Raw genomic sequence first — 18,077 nt, 5'->3', positions numbered from 1 at the left:
GACTCCCTAATTTCATTTGTATTTACTCCTTATATTGATAAATTTTAAATAATTTTTAGATTGTTAGACTCCTGTTTATAATTTTTCCTCTATAAACCGCCCTATTGCTTAATAACAATTATTTCAAATTCAAGCGATCAACTCAATCTTTTTTTCAAAAAAAAAGAGCTTACCTTGTTACTGGTAAGCGCCCGTTTGTTGAAGATTTGCTTAGATCCTATACATGATAAGCAACCGTTAATGAAAGAAAACACTGCTTTTACTTGCTTACATACTCAATCTTAATTCCTTTAACTTTTTTATCCATTTCGTAAGTTTCAGAAGATTGATCATATATAACTTTTAAGTTTTTTTCATCAATCCATTCAATAGAAAAATCTTTATCTGCTCTAAATGTATTTCCCGATTCATTTTGAAAATCATCATCTTTATTTAAAATGGATAACTGAGGTGAAAAACCTGTTGTTGCACCACAATCTCTAGTAAAAATATAAGCCACTTTTTCACCACTAGGAGAAGGTACTGTTTCTACAATTTCATTTCCACACATATTTCCAAATAAGGTATCCAATAAATATTTACCAGCCATAAATAGAACAAATATTACGATAATTGTTATTAAAATAGGTTTTAATTTACTTGTCATTAAATTCACCCTTGCACATTCCTTCACGATCTTCTATATATTTTAACATAACTATCCAATTTCCTTATTGGATTTTATTCAATAGAATGTTCCTTTTGTGCAAAAAAGTCAGATCCATATTCTAGAAACGTACCCATTAGTTTAAGTACAATGCTTCACAAACTCTTAAGGTTAATCCCCTCTAATTAGGGCTTTGTTTGAATTAATTGTTGAATCAGTTTAAGTGTTTATGTTGTATAGCTTATTTGTTTTTATTTTGATTACGCTTTATTCAACTGGGTCGCCACCAAAGGCTTTAGAGGTAAATTCCCAAGTTGCCCTATTGACTGCTAATTGTCTAAATTTCTCTGGTTCAACCCAGTCTTCTGGTTTAAACTTATTAATAGGCACAACTTCCAGATGGTTTGTACCTTCCTCTGCATTTATCTCTTCTACAATTTCAACATATTGCTTGTGATAATCTTCTTTTTGTTCTTGAGTTAATTCTAAAGGATTTACTGAAACGACTTCTTTTTTATCGGTATTAGGTAAAGTCTCAACTTCTACTGCTTGTCCATTAGTTATATCTTCCGTTACTTGTTCTTTTGATTCCTCATTTGCACTACATCCAGCTAACACAATAGTTCCAAGTAAAATCCCTGTATAAAGATATTTTTTCAACATTCCCCCTCCTTAATAATGACATTTTACCATAAATGCCCAAGTAATTGTTGTGCTAATCTGCACCTTTAGTTTAAGTATACTTCTTCACAATATCCATTAGCGTTACTAAAGAATCTGGCCCTTTAATGGAATAAAAGGATTGGAGTTTTTAAACAACTTTATTGTAAATTAAACGACTTTATTTGTAATAAAACACCTTTATTGTCATTTAACACACACTGTTCTAACATGGAGTATATCGAATCTTGAAGCTTCAAAGGACAGGCTTTAAGGTAAAAATACTGTGCCAACTCAACGACATCAACGAACAAAGCATTATTCACCTGATCCAGCTTCTCTCAATCCATGACGTTCCCGCATTGAGATTTCACCATCGAGAGTGATTTTGTATGCGTTATGTACGATACGGTCTAGGATGGCATCAGCTAATTGCTGATGGCCAATGCGTGAGTGCCAACCTTCTGGTGAGAACTGTGAACAAAAGATGGTTGATCGGTTCTGATGGCGGGTTTCGATAATTTCTAAAAGAACGGTGTTTTGATCATCAGACAAGTCTACTAGAAGCCACTCATCAATAATCAAGAGATCCACTTTTTTGTATTTAGCTAGGGTCTTCCGCAGGCTGCCATCAGCCATTGTTTTTGCCACAATCAGCTCATCTAGGAGTTCCGGTAAACGGATATATTTAACTTGAAAGAAGTTACGGCAAGCAGCGATTCCTAAAGCATTGGCAATATAGGACTTGCCGGAACCAGTTGCTCCCATGAGGACGACATTATGACCTTCACGAATATAGTTACAGGAAGAGAGTTCAAGAACCAGATGTTTGTCGATTTTGCGATCATCGTGATACTCAATTTCTTCGATACACACCTGTGAATCGAGAAACTTTGCTAGTCTTATCAATCGTTGAAGCCGATTAGATTGTCTGCGAGAAAATTCATTATCGACCAATAGCTGAAATCGTTGATCAAAAGACATATCGTCAAATTGATTGTTTGCCTGCAGGTCGTAGGACTCAATCATTCCTTTTAAATTCATTTCTGTTAGCTTCTGCCGTGTGTCTTTATTCATCATGTGGCCCACCTCCATAATATCCAGCACCACGAGTAAATCCGTAATCCTGATTTGGTTTCCGTTTTGCCTCAGATTTGCCACTTCTCTCTGAGCGGGCTTGATTCCGGGCAAGTATGGTATTTACTAGCTGACCAGTTGGCGCATTTGCTACCTCACTAGCTGTCTGACAGGCAACTTCCAATTCGATTTCGCTATACTTTTTGAGTGACTTTTTTAATACCTGCACTGATCGCAACGCCTGTTTCTCAGAAGTAGTTTCAAAAATCTTCTTAACCAACTTTTCCGTGAAAATCCCAATCTTCTTAGCCCATTCTAGGGCTTGTTCAGGCGTTTGCTCATAATATTTGCGGTGTGAATCCGGCATGTGAGAAATATCAGTAGAGTATTGCCCGACCAAATCAGTGATCCGTACATGAGTAGCTATTCGCAAGTCTTTATAATATATCTCTATCAATTTTGGCGTCAGTTTAATATTGACATCATCCTGAACATACTCAAAAGGCGTTGAATAGTAGTTTTTTTCGATTTGTACGTGATAATTTCGTTGAACTTTTGCCACCCGCCACTCTGCTAGTTGGAATGGATTCCTTGGCAGAGGTCTCAATAGAGGTTGTTCATCTTGAGTAAAGACTGAATATCTACTCCCGACACGTTTCTGGAAAGGGGCGTAATTCATTTCTTCCATCAGCTCATGGATTTTTTTATTCAAGTCCTTAATCGAGAAACATTGATAATTCCGCAGAGTACCAATGATATACCTTGATACATAGCCAACAGTGCCCTCAGTGCTTGCTTATCCTTCGGTCGTTTCACTCGGGCAGGTACAATGACGGTCTGGTAATGATCCGCTAATTGACGGTATGCAGCGTTTAATACCGGCTCATACCGATCAGCTTTTGTGACACCGGTTTTTAGATTATCTGGTACTAGCGTCTCAGGTACACCCTTGAAATATTTGAATGCGTGGATATGACCAGTAAGCCAATTGTTCACCTTCATATCCATGAAAGCTTCAACGTAGAAATATTGACTAAAGGGCAGGGTTGCTACGAATAGATAGGCTTTGTCCAGCTCACCTGTCTCATGATTCTGCAGATAAAGGACAGACTCCGCCCAGTCGAGTTCAGCTAATTCCCCCGGCTTCCGTTTGATGGGCATTGTCAGGTCATACTTGCGAGCATAATCTTTATATCCTCGACAAAAGCTGGTGTACGAATAGGGGAATTTTTTCGAATGGCGAGAGTTCTCCATATATTCACGGTGTAAAAGCTGGAGAGTCACGTTTTTCTTCATCAATTCTTTATGAATGTATTCCCAATTAACAGGATAATACCCTCTCTCAAAGGTTTGTCTTTCCGGATAAAGCAATCCGAACAGCCATTCATTATCCATTTCCTCAGTAAGTTCCGTAATCCCTTTTGCTTGAGATCGCTTTATGACATCGCTTATCGTATGTCTCGAATGTCCAAGTGATGATTCGATCGTACGTTGAGAAGTATGATCAAAGTGCATTTGGAGAATTTTTTTGTAATCGATCATTCGATTTCCTCCTCAGAACAAGTAAACGATTCCTATACTTCGATTTTTTCGCTTTTTTTAAGGACAACCACAAACAAAACGATTAGTGTAAGGCAGCCAATAGAATATTGTAGAGGAGAGAGCGGATTTGATCCCACCATGATTGGATAGAAATACCCGGGAAAGTTCTTAATCAACTCTGAAAGAAACTCGTTATGGATCATCCCTTGGATATTAGCCAAGGCGTTTGGGAAAAACAACAATATGGCTGTTAAGATCCCATAAACAGCACCACTACGAACGCCATATAAGAATAGAAGATACCCAAATAAGAAATAGGTCATCACCAGGAGAAAGACATTCACAGAAAATCCAGCCAAGAAAGAGAGCTTTAAATCACCAGAAACACCAAGTGTTTTCGTAACTAGAAGTAATACGATACCTGTCATCGTATAAAGTAGACTCACCGAAAGAGCGATGATACCATTAGCGAAAACATAGTTTCTTCTATTCTGCACAGAGTTATTGATCAGAGAAATCGTTTTAGTCGAGTAGTCTCTATTGATAAAGTAAAGCGGCAATAAGACTGCTGCCAGCATACCCAGCATACAATAAAAATTTGATACATGTTTGATGTTAAAGGGCGTGGACTTATTAAGGATAAAGTAAGTCATAATGATTGCGGGTACACAAGCACCCAACAAACCAACGACCAGATAACCTTTTTTAAGCAGTTCTTTCAGGTTGTAAATCACATATTTGTTAATACTGAGTGTCATGATATTCACCTCTGAATTTGTTCATATAGACACTGCGCAGGGTTTTCTTCTCCGCAGTGAAATCAATTAGTCGGACACCTAGTCGATTTATCATCTCGAAAATCTCAGCATTTCCCACAACTGTTTCAATCTGAAGATCTCTGTCACCGGAATGGATTATGCTCCCAAAGTGTTGCTTCTTAGCGAATGCAGCTAAATCAACCGCATTATCAAAGACTAGCGTGAGAGTTCGTTGCTCATTTTTGATAAAGTGCTGTTCACCAGCAATCGTGCCATCTTCTAAGAATAAAACTCGATCGCAAATAGCTTCAATATCCTCTAGCTTATGGCTAGAAATCAAAATACCGACATTCCATTCCTCAGCCATACTTCTCAATTCTTGCAAAACCTCAAAAGACGTCTCTACATCCATGCCGTTAGTAGGTTCATCTAATACAATGTAGCGTGGATTATTTAGTAGGCTAATGACAATTCCTAACTTCTGCCGCATTCCTAAAGAATATTTCTTCACCTTTTTATTCAACACATCGAATAATTGCAGGTTCTGTAAGAGCCTCTCGTATTCATTGAGTTTGAAGGTGTTTCCGTAAATTCCTGAAAAATAAGTTAAGTGGAATAATCCTGTCTTATTATTGAATAGCTTTGGTTCCTCGATCAAGTACCCTACCTGATGATTGTCTGCAACTGATCCATCATAGGTTTGAATGTTTTGCGTTATAATCTTCATCAGGGTACTTTTGCCAGCGCCGTTTCTTCCAATCAGACCAACGATTTCTCCTTGGTTGAAATTCAAAGAGAGATCTTTTAAAACTATTGAATTTCCATATCGCTTAGTTAGCATATTTATCAGCATTGTCTAATCCTCCATCCATGGCTGGGCCTCGCTCCTCGACTTTCCTTATGAAAAATCCTTTTTATATTGGACGGCCATGTAAATTCCACCAGCTAAAAATGCCAGCGTATATTTGAACAAGAAAAAGATGTTCCACATATAGTCTTTGGGAAAAATCATGTCACATAGAATAATTGCCCACAGCATGCAGTAACTGCTTTTCAAAAAGATTTTATTTGTCCGTTCGTCGTCTTGCCCAATCTTCTTATAAAATACATAGGCAAAAATCGCACTACCAATAAGCAGTAACCCACCAACTCCAATGAGAATATTCCAATTTCCCGGAGATTGTTCAACCCAGGACTTTAAAGGGTAAAAAATTGCGTTAGGGATATCTGAGATAGACTTAATTTTCATTTTGATCATTTCCTTTCACATAAGTAAAAATATCGTTTACATCAACATTAAAAAATTCGGCAATTCGAAAAGCTAACAGCAGAGTCGGAACATAATTTCCTTTTTCCATTACGAAGATGGTTTGTTTGGAAACCCCGACTTTCTCTGCTAATTCTTGCTGAGACATTCTGGCAAGTACACGATATTCATAAACCTTATTGGATATCGAATCACCAAAATCTTTCTTCATGACCATCACCTCTTGAATCAAATTATAAACTTAATTTTAATAAAAGTAAAGTAAACTTATACAAAGTAATTGAATACCTTTATGTTTACTTAGATTACTTTGATTTAACAAGAGCCAGAATGCAGAAAGAACCTGACGAAATTCATGATTCCGTCAGGTTCACATATCGATCTGGTGTAATTTATGGTTTTTGGTGGTGCAAAAAACGGTTAGAGTGGTGCATTCGGGTGATAATATTCAGGCTTTTTACTTTTTCATTTCTATTCCAGCCTTCATTGCTGCTTCATAGGCTCTCTTATAAACTTTTAATTCTTCAATTTCTTCTCTTAATTCTTTGATGAGTACATAGTATTTTCTTAATTCTGCAGTAGCGTGATGGAAATCATCTTGCAATAGCTGATATTTTGTTGATTTCTTAGGCATTTTCCCCTCCTAAACTGATCTATCATTTTGTTTCGTAAAATCTTCGTGCAACCGACAACCACCAAAATTCTTTGATATGCTAAATATTAATGTGTATAATTAAATAGTGAATATATAACAGAGGAGGATAGGAATGGAAATTAAAAAATCAAACCCTGATAATATTGCCCCTCCAATAGCTCAATATCATCATTTAGCTGTGATTCCTAAAGATACAGAACTAGTTGTTTTATCTGGACAAATAGGAAATGACAAAAATGGTATTTTACCATATGATATTGAAACTCAATTTTCCAATGCACTAGAAAATATTAAATCTATATTAAAAAGTGAAGGTATAGATACGAGTAATATTTTCAAAGTAAATATTTGGTTAACAGAAAAAATTAACAAGGAACTATATTTAGAAAAATGGAGCAAATTCCATAATCAATCCCCACCTGCTACAACCTTAGCATATGTTTCAGCTTTAGCTAGACCAGAAATCAAGGTTGAAATTGAAGCTTGGGCCGCAAAATAATTTCATTTACTTTATTTTTAAAATCGGTGCTTTTCAGCACTTTTTTTATTTACTTTTTCTTATTGTTGACTATAGTTATACACTTAGACAAAACAATCAAACTAGTTGATCATTCTCTCAATCAGCCATATTTTTATAAAAAGTAATAAACTGTAAAATGTCACACCTAATTAATAAAAAACAAGTTATAATAGAGATGTCAATTACTGGAGGTGTAGACATTGACCTGGGTAATTTCATTTGCTATAGCATCTTTTGCTTTATGTCTTGTTGCTGGTACTGAATCAAAAATAAAGAAATTAGAAAAAAGGGTCACCGAGTTGGAAAATAAACAATTATAAACAATTCTACTCGGCTAGAGCTTTACTTTAGTGAGAAGTAAAACTTTTTATTTAGGTAAAACGTTTGCTGTACAGTTTGTGTCTACTAAATAGTTTCATCGTATTATTAAAATTATCTTTTTATTTCCCTTGAATAAATTCAGAAATACTAAGCATTCTATGTGCTTAGGAGGTGAAAAAATTGTCAAATCAAAATAGTAATGAGAAGCAAAAAAGTAAATCATTTTATCGTCAAGGGTCAGGGTCAGAATATCACAAAGAGCATGCGGGCAAGGTTGAAGGTTATGGTCAACCTCACTCAAATATTAGTGTGAGTAACAATACTAAAGACAATGATCAATAATTATTAACTTCAAGAGTGAATTAGATTTTAGTTCACTCTCTTACTCTTTTGTACCTACATAAAACAATTTCCGTATAATCACACATCCCCCTCGTTGAATATATTGAATCGAAAAATTTCCAAGGAGGGTTTTTATGAATAAACTTCATGATATGATGTATAGCCCAACATATACAGAAGCATTTACTCAATAACACCTTGCGCGGCATGAAACACTTAGAATACATGAATTAGTGGCATTTCAATCAATCGGTATATTTAAGTTAAAAAAAGCTATTAGAAAAATTCATGATCCTGAACTCCAATCACTTTATGCTCGCGCTATCAACAGTATGGTGAATAATGTTCAAGAACTTTTAAAATTTTATCCGAAAGCACCTGTACGTGATGATTATGAAACAGAAGCAATGAATCTTCCTTTTTATTCTGGAGACCTTCTTGGTCTTACAAAAACTGCCGTTAGAAATTATGCAATTGCAATAACTGAAACTGCCACCCCTCAACTTCGCAATGTGTTAGTTCAACAACTTAATAAAGCAATTCAAAGTCACGCTGATATTTATAATTACATGTATAAAAGGGGCTATTACCCTTCATACAACCTCACAAAATTATTAGAGAATGATATAAAAGTTGCACAAATAGCTATATCGATACCTTATTAAAAATAATGAGAATTTAAGCATGCGTCATAATATTTGACGTGTGTTTTTTATTGAAATTACTATGAAACTTAATAGTTCTTATGTGCCTCCCTTTGATAATTTTTTTTTAAATAAACCCTTGTCCATATCAAAAAATAAAGTAAATCATAACTTGTTATTAATTTGGTAATAAGGGCTGACAAGCTTCTGTCAGGATATCAGGGTGGAGGAAGTTACGTTAGTAGCTTTGCCCTAATTGTTGTTTTGTTTATTTTGTTAATCATCGTAGGTACAGTATTTATTGGATAAAGGATTCTAATTATTAATCCGTAACCAAACCACTTATTATACCTCCTGGGAAGCACTGCCTCTTTAAGTGCTTCCTCTTTATTAAGAAACATAATACAAATAATGTAGAAGTTTTTGGAAAAAAGGTTTTTACCCTTTCCTCGTTTTCTAATCGATTGAACCTTCAAAATGCACCAAAAATTAAATTTCAATTTTCGTTTCAATTGTCACATGCCGCATCCCTAATTTATCTCTATTTTCATTAATTCGATCCATCCCTTTTTCACAGTATTCTTTAAGATCTACTGTTTTGTCTGGAATAAAGTGCATCCCTTATGTAATTATCGAATACTCCCCCATATTACTCTCTGCTATTGTTTTTTAAACTTCTTTTTTTTGGACTGCTAGAAACCACTAATGGGATATTGATTTTAATAATTAAAAAACTAACTTCATCTGTTTTCTCCTTCTGTCTTCTTAAATTCGATAAAAGAATTAATCATATTTATACTGAAATTATCAACATTGAGATTTATTTTTTAAATAATCATCTTTTAAAATGCCATAGTATATTTTATCATCATACTCATTTTTATCTTTGTAAAAAAATGATTGTCTTAATACTCCTTCATATTTCATCATTGATTTTTGTAGTACTTTTCCTGAAGCCTTATTTCTACCTCTATGGAAAGCCTGCAATCTATTTAGTCCCGTTTTTTTAAATGTAAAATCTACTACAGCGGATAAAGCTTCTGATGCATATCCCTTTTTTTGATAAGATCTGCTAATACAATACTCTATATCTGCAAAATGGTGATGTAAGTTAATATGACAAAAAGCAATCTGTCCAATATTTTCATTTTTTTCTTTCAAAACAATCGCCCATCTATAATATTCGTCATTACAATACGATGTAATCCAACATTTAAGCAATTCAATAACTGAATCCATACTTTCATATATTGGTTCACCATAATTTGATTGAATCTCTTTGTCGTTAATCCAATTTTTAAGCATATCGTCAGCGTCTTTCAAAGTGAATCTTCTTAAAATGAGCCTGTCAGTTTCTATTGTCTCTGTTCCCACATTTATCATTTTCAGCCACCTCGCCATATCGATCATGTTTTCTCTTTGGTTTGCATAAACAATTTTCATAAATAGATAAATTAAATTCAACAACAGAGAACCAATTTTGTTCATTTCCGCATTGTATGTGACAATCACTCTTCAAATCGTTGATTCATAACATTTCCATAAAATCATGTTATTATATTCCTAAGGAGGATATTTATGGTTAATTATGGTGATATTATTTTTCAATTTATTATGCTTATAATTCTTTTAACTATTATTATTGTAATCTTTTATTTTATTAAATCTATTTTTACAAATAAAAGTGCTATCCAAAGGTCAATAATAATTGAAAAGAAACTAGATCGTATTTTAGAACTACTAGAAAAAGATAAGAAAAATTAATCTCTTCAATATGAAGGGGTTTTTATTTTTTGAATGAAATTCTAACCCTCTGTTTTTATTTCAGAATTATTTTCAGTTATTTCTATTCAAATTAAAAGATGACTAGGAGGCACAAAAATGTATAAGTATAAATTTGAAAAAATCGAGCTTAGTAAATGGAGTAGTAAACCTAAAGAAGAGTATCAGGATGTTATCAATAAATATGCAAATGAAGGTTGGAGGCTTGTTCAAATATTTGCTCCTGGTATCGCTGCTTATGGATCGGCTGCCTATTATGAAATTATTTTTGAAAGACCCCTTCAATCTTAAAATTTGAAGGGATTCTTGCTGATACAAAACGAGGCAAGTGTCTCTCATGAAAAAGTTCTTGTTCCTTTCATTTTCGATTAGGTCGTTATCCACAATTGAACTACTAACTTCCTATCAAATCTAATCATTACTAATTTTCAAGTAAGTCTCCTCATCACAGATAACGAATAATTTGGCATGATTGGGAATAGATTCATGGTGGCGCCTTGCAATATCAAGGGAACTGCCGTCTGAAATCAGTGTTGCACCCATTTCAAACAGCTCTATTGCTGCATCTTTATAGGTGTTCCAGTGGGGTTTTTTAGTGATTTCATAGAGGTTTTCACCATCTGTGTTGCTTAGGAGCTGTTTGAATAGTTTACTTGAACCATGGTAGATGGCTGCTTGTGCCATAAGTCTAGAAATGGAATCATTTGAAAGAATAAACTCATCGACATTCGCGTGCTCAAACAACGCAATATGTTTATCTTTTTTAATTTCTACAATTGTGTAAATATTTTTTTCGTATTTTTTCGAAATATGCTCAACCCTCGAAGCGATGAGTAGCGTTTTCCCATCTGCATATTCAAGGTGATCATTTTGATCATCTGAAAAGATCGCTACTGATTTTGCTTCAAGGATATTTGCTTTCATCAAGACCTCTTCTTCAGCTGGATTCCCGGAAATAAAATGGAGATGGTCATGTTCCAATGGCGCTCGATCTGTATGGTCGACCACAACAACGTCACAGTTATGCCTACTGTTATTAATCTCATCCAGCACATTTTTCAGCTTCTCTTTTGATGAGCCAATTAATATAAAATGCCCTTTACCCGTGTAATTCAATTTCCCTTCCTCCTTCAGCTTCCGGTACGCGGTAAGACTCTCAAAGATTTTACCAATGATCACCCCCATTGCACCTATTCCAAATGTATAGATAAGCAGCATAGTGAAAATCCTTCCGAAATCACTTTTTGGAAAATAATCTCCATATCCTACTGTTACAAGAGTCGTCATCGTCCACCAGAGCGCATCGAAAAACCGTGGAAAGGTCTCAGGTTCTGCCATTCTCATGATAATACTGCTGGCCAAAATAAGGAACAATGCAAGGCTTGCCGCCTGCATCAGGCTGATCTTCGAAATTTTAGAAAAAATTCTGTGTAATAACCACATTTTCTCCCCTCCCTATTTGACCCCAACTGGTAGATAATAGGAGAGATTATTAGTAATTCGCTCTCCTACTCTGAAACCTGCCGCTGAAGGCTTGCCATTGAGTAGAAAACTGCCAACCAGCACATGTCCTTCCTGCTTCCCCTTTTCACTCATAAAAGTACGAGTTGGAAGATTCACATATTGTTGGTATACGGGTAAATAGCGTGTGTAGCTTTTTTGAATATCCTCATGCAGAAGCAATCCGTTTTGATTATAAATCTCGACCGTATCCCCTTCTCGGCCAAAAGAAGGTTTTTTCACAAAAGGAAGCCCTGCTTTAATAAAATAGTCGGATTCCAGATAGGTCGGCAAAAAGTACTCTTCGATCCAGCTGTGTTCTTCATTTGTGAAAAATGGATGGTTTTCGGCATGTAATCCCCAAATAGCGGCCTGGACCGCTTTGTTTTGCAGGAGAAAAGCAGAAGGAGGATTGATGATAGCAAGCTTGCCAGCTGCGACTAGTTCAAGGAGCCATAATCCAATTTTATTGCCTTTTTCATCCTCATCAGCAATCAGGTTTTCTATCGGAAATGTCTGCCTGTACAGAATATCGATTTTAACGCCATTCTCATCAAAAAGTCCAATTTCTTTTTCAATCCGCAGCATATGCAAAGGAACAAATCTGGACGGCAGTCCACAAAGTTCCTGTAAGTAAAGGACGGTTTCACGGTCTTCCTCATTTTCCTCATGTGCAGTAAATACAATATAAGGATTTTTCTTTTTCTTCCACAAAGCAGATTCAAGAATTCCTTGTTTTACTGCTTGACCAAGCCTTGTATCCATCCCCTCATTAGGATTGTATTCTCCAAATTTCCTGCATACCTTCCCGTTGATATGGAATAGTTCCTTAATGAATGTAGGCGTATCTGCATTCATTTCGATACATTTATATGTATGATTGAACGGGATGAGATCTAATCTAGAAATGATCGTTTCATAAGCAATCGTTTTTAGCCGAATAAAAGGCAGTGTTTCCTCTGGAAAGCCCATGTCAAGAAGAGTCTGATCCGGAACTTCCCGCAGCAGGCTGCACATTTTAAAGAAAATCTGCCCGATCCGTTCGCTTGCAAGCTGGATTTTTTCAAATTCCGCTTTTTCAATAAGGGCAATATCAAATAAGGCATACTCTTCACCGTAAAGATCAGCCCAGAAATTTTCCACACTGTTATAAAACTGCTTTCTTTTTTCGTGGTAAGACACTGTCATGCCTCCTCTTCCCCGAGTTCTTTTACATATATGACATAAACTCCTCTGTCTTCGTCGATCTCGGTTGAGGTCATCATCATTTGCCCAATCCCAGGAACATCTACAACATCTTTCAGGAGATAGCGGATAATATCCAAATGTGTTTTGCATGGTAAAAGAGCAAGTCTTTTATAATTCTCTGCTTCCCTGAATCTCCGAAACTCGATATGCAAGCCTTTTCCACGAAAGCCTGTTTCGTCGATCACAGTCACATTTCTTCCAATTTCCTTTAAAACAAGGATGTCCTCTTCTCCTTCCATTTCATTTGATATCAATTCATATTGGGTGCCTCTCATAATAAAATACGTGCAGAGCTGGCGGGCGTATAATTCATCTATACCAACTTCCGGAAAAGTATATTCATAGAAAGGGCGATATTCGCCATTTCCCTTATCGATGAAATAAGTTAGTTTTTTCAAATCTCCACCCCTTTTTCATCCAGAATTATCGCTTTAACTGGAAAGTTCCTTAATAGGATAAGCATTTGGCCACGATCCAACCAATGGATAACGATAAGGAGAACAAGATGATCCCAACTGCCTTATTATCCTCTTCAATGGCCTTCCGGATACTGAAACGAATCGTGACTAGTTCTGCTACGATAAAAACAATAATTTGCGAGAAGATCCCAATTGCTCCCCAAATAGCCATGTCAATAAGTGAAACCGAATATTCCGCCGCTGCCCCAAGCACGATTGCCAAAGCGACCATCTTTCCTCCGAGAGATAAAGCAGCAGTTGCATTCTTTTCGGCAATTAGGCGGAACTCCCTTAATTTTGGTGTGCTGATAATAAATAATAATAGTCCGGCGATCATGAGCAGCAATGCTACTCCTAAATATGAAGCAAAATTTACGTATAAGTTCATAAAACCTCTCCTTTTCTACCTATTTTCTTACCCTTGAACAGCATTTTTAACCTCCGTAGCTTTTGGAGCCGCTTCCGAAACCAGAGCTTCCCTCCACTGTAGAACTGCCAGCCCCATTGGTACTTGTTGTGCTGCCCGTCCCTGATTTACCGGGTGTAACAGACGTACTTTTGCCTTTATAAGCGGAGCTGTTTTTGTAATTAAGATATTCCTTACTTTGGTACAGCAACGATTTGTTGCCATAATAATGCCCCCCATAGAAGTAATGTCCAAAACGGCTGGAGCTGCTGTCATCACACTCCCACACTCTATCATCAAGATCCCATTCCCACTCTGAGCAGCTTGCATCTTCTGGAGGCGGCGGGATATCGTCATTTATTGCAGTGGTATCTGTCTGATCTGAATCCATTTCAGATTGTTCTTCCCAGTCGTTATCCCCTTCCCCATTGTAGGAATTCTGGGAATTGGAACCACAACCCGTCAGGCCAAGCATAAGCGCAGTCGATGTAATGCCTGCCATCATTCTTTTTGTTTTACTCAATATATTCCCTCCATTTCTTCAAGTATTTAAATGTACGAACCAGAACGAAAAAAGATTCACAGCTGGTTCTAATTTCTTACAATTTAATAAACTGATTATAATCATCTCAATATATATCGGATTTGAAAAGCCCTTCTTTTACCTAGAAACGAAATGTGAGCGAATTTCCAGTAAATGATTTGTTGTACTGTCCCCCTCTTTCAGCCTTTACCAATATTTACACGAACTTTTGTTCGATTTTAAGTTGAATGCCGAACAAAAGTTCTGGTAATATTATGATCAAAGGAGTTGGTGGTATGATTAACGATCGAGGAAAAATGAAATGGCAATCAGCCTTTATGCTGCCTGAACATATTAAACGATTAAAACAGGTATTGCTAGACGAGGAGAAAGTGAATAAACCATTACTCGATGAGTGTAAAATTGAACAAATTGAACTTTTGATTTTAGAAGGAATTGAATTTGATTGGACTCTGAAATACACCCTATATGATGATGGATTCATAACAGAAATTAAGGGAAAAACACATTTCATCGATCATTTTAAAAAAGAATTACGGATTAAAGATGAAAAGGGTACTGTTCATTATATTTCATTTTACAGCATTATAGATGTTCAAAAATTTTAAATCCGCCCTTCTTTATCAATCATTGGGCGTCATCAGAATTTGATCATATATTGACTTGGGTAAGCTTATAGACAATAAAAAATCACTACATTCTTTTAGCATCTTAGCAAATCTCAGAAAAGAAACAGGAGTTGAATGTATGATGGATTACAGCCAGATGCCTCACAAACATATATTATGCGTGGATATGAAAAGCTTTTATGCCAGCTGCTCTGCAGTTATGAAGGGTCTTGATCCTCTTCAATGCTATTTGGCAGTTGTTGGAGACAAAGCACGAATAGGAAGCGTTGTGCTAGCTGCTTCTCCCCGCATGAAAAAGGATTTTGGCATTAAAACAGGCTCTCGATACTTTGAAATTCCAAACGATCCCCGCATTCATATTGAAGAGCCGAAAATGGCGACATACTTAAGGATTTCAACGGAACTTACGCGTCTCTTTCATCGCTACGTACCAAAGGAATCCATCCATACGTACAGTGTGGATGAAAGCTTTATTCAAGTCGATGGTGCTATGAAGCTTTGGGGGAGTCCCTTGGTGATTGCTGAAAAAATCACGAGTGAGATAAACCGCGAATTTCAGCTGCCATGCACGGTTGGAATTGGCCCTAATATGCTAATGGCTAAGCTTTGCTTGGATCTTGATGCAAAAAAAGAAGGGATCGCTGAATGGACTTACGATGATGTGCCAGAAAAGCTTTGGAGCATTTATCCACTGCGCAAAATGTGGGGAATTGGCAGCAGAGTGGAAAAAACGCTAAATGGAATGGGCATCTTTACCGTTGGCCAACTCGCTCACTATAATTTAGAAATGCTTGAAAAAAAATTTGGGATTATGGGAAACCAATATTATCACCATGCATGGGGTGTGGATTTATCTGAAATTCAAACTTTTATACAAGGACAGATCAGCTTTGGAAAAAGTCAAATATTAATGCGCGATTATAAAGAAAAACATGAAATAAAGTATGTCATTTTAGAAATGTGTGAAGAGGTTGCAAGAAGAGCAAGAAATCACTATAAAGCAGGAAGAACCATTAGCTTCGGGCTTGGCTACAGTCAGGATGAACTTGGTGGAGGATTTTATCGTTCTAGAACGGTAGAACATCCAACAAACATAACAATGGATTTATATGCTATCTGTATAGAGCTTTTCAAAGAGCATTACAAAGGGCAGACCGTTCGAAAAATTCATATCGCTCTTAGCAATATTGTCGATGATCACGCTTTCCAGCTCAATCTCTTTGATTTGCACGCTTGGAAAAAGCACGAGCTTGGCTATACAGTGGATGAAATACGAAAACGTTTTGGGTCTGGTTCAATTCTTAGAGCTGTTTCTTATACTCCAGCTGGGACAGCATTGCATCGTGCAAAGCTGGTAGGCGGGCATAAAGAATAGCTTAAGGCACCCACCACTTTACATCCCTTCATTCCCTTACCTTCTCTGAAAATTTTTTCGATCAATGCAATATAAATATGGACTATTAAGCTTAATATTTTGTCATTTTTAAATTATTTAGGTATAATTACCTAGCATATTACTACTGATAGGAAGGGACTAAAACAAATGTTAAATATCGGACTAAAGGCGCCAGACTTTAAAGTTGATAACCGTTTCTACATCATCAAGCCTGCCTATTCCCACAACACTTGAGACTTATAAGGACAAATGGCTTATTCTATTCTTTTATCCTTTTGATTTTTCAATCGTATGTCCAACTGAAATTAAGGTTATGAACAGTTACTTACCTGAATTTGAAAAACTTAGTACTAATGTATTAGCTATCAGTACAGATAGCATCTACACTCATCGCGCATGGCTTAAAGCAAACCACCCAAATGCTATAGGGGATATTGATCTTATTCTTGCATCGGACTTTAATAAAGAGGTATCCAGAGCATATGACGTGCTAGATCCAAATACAGGTGCCTCCTATCGAGCTTTATACATTATAAACCCTGAAGGAATCATCCAGTACGCAACGATGACAAACAATAATGTTGGAAGAAGTGCAAAAGAAACAGTTCGTATATTACAAGCACTACAATCTGGTGGTATGTGCCCTATGGATTGGATTCTAGGGGATAATACAATAGGGAAATAAAGGAAGTTAGCAAACAGCTAACTTCCTTTCTAATAATATATGAATCTTTTAAAACGAATAAAAATTATATTAAAATAAGTCAAGAGAAACGGAATAAAAGAAAGCTCCGCTCTATAACAGACTACAAAATGATAGTAAAAATGTTATAATAAACCAAAAATATTTTGGAGGTTTTTTTTATGGATTATGCAGGTCAATTTTTCTCATTTTTTGCACTCATTCCTCTTATTACATCCCTAGGTTTATTTATAGTCGGGGTATGGTTTGCCGTCAGCCTAATAAAAATATTGAGAGAAAAAAATGAAATTTTAAAAGAAATAGCACAAAAAGTTATAAAAAAGGAAGATGAATGAATATCTTCTTTTTTTATTAAGTGGTGTGATAATAATGAATTACAAATAAAGTTGAATAAAAAGAATAAGGAGACATTTAAATAAGATGAACCAGATTACGCTTCGCCAATCCCAAAATTCCGATGTTGAAACAATTGCAAACTTGCGAGCAATTGTATTACGAAATGATTTAACTAGGTTAGGTAGGTTTGATGAAGAAAAAGTTCGTCAACGCTTCCGAAATGCATTCGATCCCGTTCATACTTGGATCATTGAAGTAGATTCTTCTTTAATCGGCTGCGTAGCTTTTAAACCAACTTCAGAACAATATTTTTTGGAACATTTTTATATTCATCCTAATTACCAAGGTAGAGGAATCGGAAGTCAAGTCTTAAAATATCTGCTTGAGCAACATGATGTAAAAGGAAAATGTGTAACATTAAATGTCTTACAAGGAAGCTCTGCTAGACGTCTTTATGAACGTTTTGGTTTTAAAGTTGAAAGCGAGGATCTCATAGACGTTTACATGTCTATAAAAATAGAGAAAAATTCCTGAACGATTGAATAACTTCAAATGATGGACTGTACTACTCTTCTCCTACAACAAATTAGAAGGGCCTTACAATTCTTTTCTAAAAAAAACCCCTTGACACTAGTTAGGTCAA

General features: G+C 35.9%; 28 protein-coding genes. 11 read left to right on the top strand and 17 right to left on the bottom strand.

Annotated elements, in window-relative coordinates:
• Positions 1 to 259 precede the first annotated feature (259 nt).
• From FDO66_RS15275 to FDO66_RS20925, 10 genes are all read right to left on the bottom strand, one after another.
• Entirely contained in the window at positions 260 to 646 is a 387-nt protein-coding gene (locus tag FDO66_RS15275; RefSeq protein WP_141433520.1) for a DUF5412 family protein, read from the bottom strand.
• A 267-nt stretch (positions 647 to 913) separates the two neighbouring features.
• Positions 914 to 1,306 carry a hypothetical protein gene (locus FDO66_RS15270; RefSeq protein WP_181444598.1) on the bottom strand — a complete coding sequence of 131 codons (393 nt, stop codon included), beginning with the start codon at positions 1,304 to 1,306 and terminating at the stop codon, positions 914 to 916.
• 318 nt (positions 1,307 to 1,624) lie between these two features.
• Positions 1,625 to 2,386 carry an IS21-like element helper ATPase IstB gene (gene istB, locus FDO66_RS15265; RefSeq protein ID WP_181444597.1) on the bottom strand — a complete coding sequence of 254 codons (762 nt, stop codon included), beginning with the start codon at positions 2,384 to 2,386 and terminating at the stop codon, positions 1,625 to 1,627.
• On the bottom strand, positions 2,376 to 3,071 hold the full coding sequence (locus FDO66_RS15260; RefSeq protein ID WP_220095178.1) for a Mu transposase domain-containing protein: 696 nt from the start codon (positions 3,069 to 3,071) through the stop codon (positions 2,376 to 2,378). Before FDO66_RS15260 ends, istB begins: the two co-directional genes overlap by 11 nt.
• 20 nt (positions 3,072 to 3,091) lie before the next feature.
• On the bottom strand, positions 3,092 to 3,925 hold the full coding sequence (istA, locus tag FDO66_RS15255; RefSeq protein WP_141433517.1) for an IS21 family transposase: 834 nt from the start codon (positions 3,923 to 3,925) through the stop codon (positions 3,092 to 3,094).
• A 32-nt stretch (positions 3,926 to 3,957) separates the two neighbouring features.
• On the bottom strand, positions 3,958 to 4,659 hold the full coding sequence (locus FDO66_RS15250) for an ABC transporter permease (RefSeq protein ID WP_258535743.1): 702 nt from the start codon (positions 4,657 to 4,659) through the stop codon (positions 3,958 to 3,960).
• A 7-nt stretch (positions 4,660 to 4,666) separates the two neighbouring features.
• A complete protein-coding gene (locus FDO66_RS15245) occupies positions 4,667 to 5,536 on the bottom strand; it encodes an ABC transporter ATP-binding protein (RefSeq protein ID WP_141433515.1) in 870 nt (289 codons plus the stop codon).
• A gap of 45 nt (positions 5,537 to 5,581) precedes the next feature.
• Positions 5,582 to 5,932 carry a DUF2178 domain-containing protein gene (locus tag FDO66_RS15240; RefSeq protein WP_141433514.1) on the bottom strand — a complete coding sequence of 117 codons (351 nt, stop codon included), beginning with the start codon at positions 5,930 to 5,932 and terminating at the stop codon, positions 5,582 to 5,584.
• Positions 5,922 to 6,161: a helix-turn-helix transcriptional regulator gene (locus FDO66_RS15235; RefSeq protein WP_068617944.1), complete on the bottom strand. Its 240-nt coding sequence runs from the start codon at positions 6,159 to 6,161 to the stop codon at positions 5,922 to 5,924. Before FDO66_RS15235 ends, FDO66_RS15240 begins: the two co-directional genes overlap by 11 nt.
• 246 nt (positions 6,162 to 6,407) lie before the next feature.
• A complete protein-coding gene (locus FDO66_RS20925) occupies positions 6,408 to 6,584 on the bottom strand; it encodes a hypothetical protein (protein WP_181444595.1) in 177 nt (58 codons plus the stop codon).
• A gap of 133 nt (positions 6,585 to 6,717) precedes the next feature.
• On the opposite strand from FDO66_RS20925, the gene FDO66_RS15230 reads away from it, so the two are divergent.
• From FDO66_RS15230 to FDO66_RS15220, 4 genes are all read left to right on the top strand, one after another.
• Positions 6,718 to 7,104, top strand: a complete 387-nt coding sequence (locus FDO66_RS15230; protein WP_141433513.1) for a RidA family protein — start codon at positions 6,718 to 6,720, stop codon at positions 7,102 to 7,104.
• Positions 7,105 to 7,626: 522 nt separating this feature from the next.
• Positions 7,627 to 7,788, top strand: coding sequence for a hypothetical protein (locus tag FDO66_RS20920; protein WP_181444594.1), 162 nt, complete (start codon positions 7,627 to 7,629; stop codon positions 7,786 to 7,788).
• A gap of 233 nt (positions 7,789 to 8,021) precedes the next feature.
• On the top strand, positions 8,022 to 8,453 hold the full coding sequence (locus FDO66_RS15225; protein WP_258535742.1) for a spore coat protein: 432 nt from the start codon (positions 8,022 to 8,024) through the stop codon (positions 8,451 to 8,453).
• 186 nt (positions 8,454 to 8,639) lie between these two features.
• Positions 8,640 to 8,741 carry a YjcZ family sporulation protein gene (locus tag FDO66_RS15220; protein ID WP_141433525.1) on the top strand — a complete coding sequence of 34 codons (102 nt, stop codon included), beginning with the start codon at positions 8,640 to 8,642 and terminating at the stop codon, positions 8,739 to 8,741.
• A 180-nt stretch (positions 8,742 to 8,921) separates the two neighbouring features.
• On the opposite strand, the gene FDO66_RS21300 is transcribed toward FDO66_RS15220, so the two are convergent.
• The gene (locus tag FDO66_RS21300) at positions 8,922 to 9,050 is read right to left on the bottom strand and encodes a hypothetical protein (protein WP_258535741.1); all 129 of its coding nucleotides are present in this window, start codon (positions 9,048 to 9,050) and stop codon (positions 8,922 to 8,924) included.
• A 189-nt stretch (positions 9,051 to 9,239) separates the two neighbouring features.
• Positions 9,240 to 9,920: a GNAT family N-acetyltransferase gene (locus tag FDO66_RS15215; RefSeq protein WP_220095177.1), complete on the bottom strand. Its 681-nt coding sequence runs from the start codon at positions 9,918 to 9,920 to the stop codon at positions 9,240 to 9,242.
• Positions 9,921 to 10,010: 90 nt separating this feature from the next.
• Between FDO66_RS15215 and FDO66_RS15210 the strand changes: the two genes are divergently transcribed.
• Together FDO66_RS15210 and FDO66_RS15205 are read left to right on the top strand one after the other, a co-directional pair.
• Positions 10,011 to 10,196, top strand: coding sequence for a DUF4083 family protein (locus FDO66_RS15210; protein WP_141433511.1), 186 nt, complete (start codon positions 10,011 to 10,013; stop codon positions 10,194 to 10,196).
• A 117-nt stretch (positions 10,197 to 10,313) separates the two neighbouring features.
• On the top strand, positions 10,314 to 10,505 hold the full coding sequence (locus FDO66_RS15205; RefSeq protein WP_141433510.1) for a DUF4177 domain-containing protein: 192 nt from the start codon (positions 10,314 to 10,316) through the stop codon (positions 10,503 to 10,505).
• Between the two features lie 120 nt (positions 10,506 to 10,625).
• On the opposite strand, the gene FDO66_RS15200 is transcribed toward FDO66_RS15205, so the two are convergent.
• From FDO66_RS15200 to FDO66_RS15180, 5 genes are read right to left on the bottom strand one after another with little or no spacing between them, the layout of a single operon-like run.
• Positions 10,626 to 11,657, bottom strand: coding sequence for a potassium channel family protein (locus tag FDO66_RS15200; RefSeq protein ID WP_141433509.1), 1,032 nt, complete (start codon positions 11,655 to 11,657; stop codon positions 10,626 to 10,628).
• A gap of 12 nt (positions 11,658 to 11,669) precedes the next feature.
• Positions 11,670 to 12,902, bottom strand: coding sequence for a glutathionylspermidine synthase family protein (locus FDO66_RS15195; protein WP_141433508.1), 1,233 nt, complete (start codon positions 12,900 to 12,902; stop codon positions 11,670 to 11,672).
• Positions 12,899 to 13,360 (bottom strand): RNA helicase, encoded by a 462-nt coding sequence (locus FDO66_RS15190; RefSeq protein WP_141433507.1) that lies wholly within the window; start codon positions 13,358 to 13,360, stop codon positions 12,899 to 12,901. The genes FDO66_RS15195 and FDO66_RS15190 overlap by 4 nt, the downstream gene beginning before the upstream one ends.
• A 49-nt stretch (positions 13,361 to 13,409) precedes the next feature.
• Positions 13,410 to 13,808 (bottom strand): DUF350 domain-containing protein, encoded by a 399-nt coding sequence (locus FDO66_RS15185; protein ID WP_141433506.1) that lies wholly within the window; start codon positions 13,806 to 13,808, stop codon positions 13,410 to 13,412.
• A 46-nt stretch (positions 13,809 to 13,854) separates the two neighbouring features.
• Positions 13,855 to 14,349, bottom strand: coding sequence for an aminotransferase yhxA (locus FDO66_RS15180; protein ID WP_258535740.1), 495 nt, complete (start codon positions 14,347 to 14,349; stop codon positions 13,855 to 13,857).
• 296 nt (positions 14,350 to 14,645) lie between these two features.
• Between FDO66_RS15180 and FDO66_RS15175 the strand changes: the two genes are divergently transcribed.
• The 5 genes from FDO66_RS15175 to FDO66_RS15160 all read left to right on the top strand — a co-directional run bounded on the left by FDO66_RS15175 (position 14,646) and on the right by FDO66_RS15160 (position 17,968).
• Complete coding sequence (locus FDO66_RS15175) at positions 14,646 to 14,978, top strand: YolD-like family protein (protein WP_141433505.1); 333 nt, start codon at positions 14,646 to 14,648, stop codon at positions 14,976 to 14,978.
• 139 nt (positions 14,979 to 15,117) lie between these two features.
• The gene (locus FDO66_RS15170; RefSeq protein ID WP_141433504.1) at positions 15,118 to 16,374 is read left to right on the top strand and encodes a Y-family DNA polymerase; all 1,257 of its coding nucleotides are present in this window, start codon (positions 15,118 to 15,120) and stop codon (positions 16,372 to 16,374) included.
• Positions 16,375 to 16,579: 205 nt separating this feature from the next.
• A complete protein-coding gene (locus FDO66_RS15165) occupies positions 16,580 to 17,080 on the top strand; it encodes a peroxiredoxin (protein WP_309475287.1) in 501 nt (166 codons plus the stop codon).
• Positions 17,081 to 17,259: 179 nt separating this feature from the next.
• Positions 17,260 to 17,433, top strand: coding sequence for a hypothetical protein (locus FDO66_RS20915; RefSeq protein WP_181444593.1), 174 nt, complete (start codon positions 17,260 to 17,262; stop codon positions 17,431 to 17,433).
• A gap of 85 nt (positions 17,434 to 17,518) precedes the next feature.
• Positions 17,519 to 17,968 carry a GNAT family N-acetyltransferase gene (locus tag FDO66_RS15160; RefSeq protein ID WP_141433503.1) on the top strand — a complete coding sequence of 150 codons (450 nt, stop codon included), beginning with the start codon at positions 17,519 to 17,521 and terminating at the stop codon, positions 17,966 to 17,968.
• The last annotated feature ends 109 nt before the right edge of the window (positions 17,969 to 18,077 follow it).

This window comes from Bacillus sp. 03113, from assembly GCF_006546985.1.
In the GTDB taxonomy this organism is placed as follows: Bacteria; Bacillota; Bacilli; order Bacillales; family Cytobacillaceae; genus VATK01.
This window is presented reverse-complemented; position numbering and strand designations above follow the sequence as displayed.

Bases quoted from the DNA above. Each gene is read 5' to 3' on its own strand.
- FDO66_RS15260 (WP_220095178.1), bottom strand. From the start codon at position 3,071: ATGGAAGAAATGAATTACGCCCCTTTCCAGAAACGTGTCGGGAGTAGA.
- istA (WP_141433517.1), bottom strand. From the start codon at position 3,925: ATGATCGATTACAAAAAAATTCTCCAAATGCACTTTGATCATACTTCT.
- FDO66_RS20915 (WP_181444593.1), top strand. From the start codon at position 17,260: ATGGATTATGCAGGTCAATTTTTCTCATTTTTTGCACTCATTCCTCTT.
- FDO66_RS15215 (WP_220095177.1), bottom strand. From the start codon at position 9,920: ATGAACAAAATTGGTTCTCTGTTGTTGAATTTAATTTATCTATTTATG.
- FDO66_RS21300 (WP_258535741.1), bottom strand. From the start codon at position 9,050: ATGCACTTTATTCCAGACAAAACAGTAGATCTTAAAGAATACTGTGAA.
- FDO66_RS15200 (WP_141433509.1), bottom strand. From the start codon at position 11,657: ATGTGGTTATTACACAGAATTTTTTCTAAAATTTCGAAGATCAGCCTG.
- FDO66_RS15235 (WP_068617944.1), bottom strand. From the start codon at position 6,161: ATGAAGAAAGATTTTGGTGATTCGATATCCAATAAGGTTTATGAATAT.
- FDO66_RS15245 (WP_141433515.1), bottom strand. From the start codon at position 5,536: ATGCTGATAAATATGCTAACTAAGCGATATGGAAATTCAATAGTTTTA.
- FDO66_RS15205 (WP_141433510.1), top strand. From the start codon at position 10,314: ATGTATAAGTATAAATTTGAAAAAATCGAGCTTAGTAAATGGAGTAGT.
- FDO66_RS15240 (WP_141433514.1), bottom strand. From the start codon at position 5,932: ATGAAAATTAAGTCTATCTCAGATATCCCTAACGCAATTTTTTACCCT.
- FDO66_RS15195 (WP_141433508.1), bottom strand. From the start codon at position 12,902: ATGACAGTGTCTTACCACGAAAAAAGAAAGCAGTTTTATAACAGTGTG.
- FDO66_RS15170 (WP_141433504.1), top strand. From the start codon at position 15,118: ATGATGGATTACAGCCAGATGCCTCACAAACATATATTATGCGTGGAT.
- FDO66_RS15275 (WP_141433520.1), bottom strand. From the start codon at position 646: ATGACAAGTAAATTAAAACCTATTTTAATAACAATTATCGTAATATTT.
- FDO66_RS15185 (WP_141433506.1), bottom strand. From the start codon at position 13,808: ATGAACTTATACGTAAATTTTGCTTCATATTTAGGAGTAGCATTGCTG.
- FDO66_RS15160 (WP_141433503.1), top strand. From the start codon at position 17,519: ATGAACCAGATTACGCTTCGCCAATCCCAAAATTCCGATGTTGAAACA.
- FDO66_RS20925 (WP_181444595.1), bottom strand. From the start codon at position 6,584: ATGCCTAAGAAATCAACAAAATATCAGCTATTGCAAGATGATTTCCAT.
- FDO66_RS15175 (WP_141433505.1), top strand. From the start codon at position 14,646: ATGATTAACGATCGAGGAAAAATGAAATGGCAATCAGCCTTTATGCTG.
- istB (WP_181444597.1), bottom strand. From the start codon at position 2,386: ATGATGAATAAAGACACACGGCAGAAGCTAACAGAAATGAATTTAAAA.
- FDO66_RS15210 (WP_141433511.1), top strand. From the start codon at position 10,011: ATGGTTAATTATGGTGATATTATTTTTCAATTTATTATGCTTATAATT.
- FDO66_RS15230 (WP_141433513.1), top strand. From the start codon at position 6,718: ATGGAAATTAAAAAATCAAACCCTGATAATATTGCCCCTCCAATAGCT.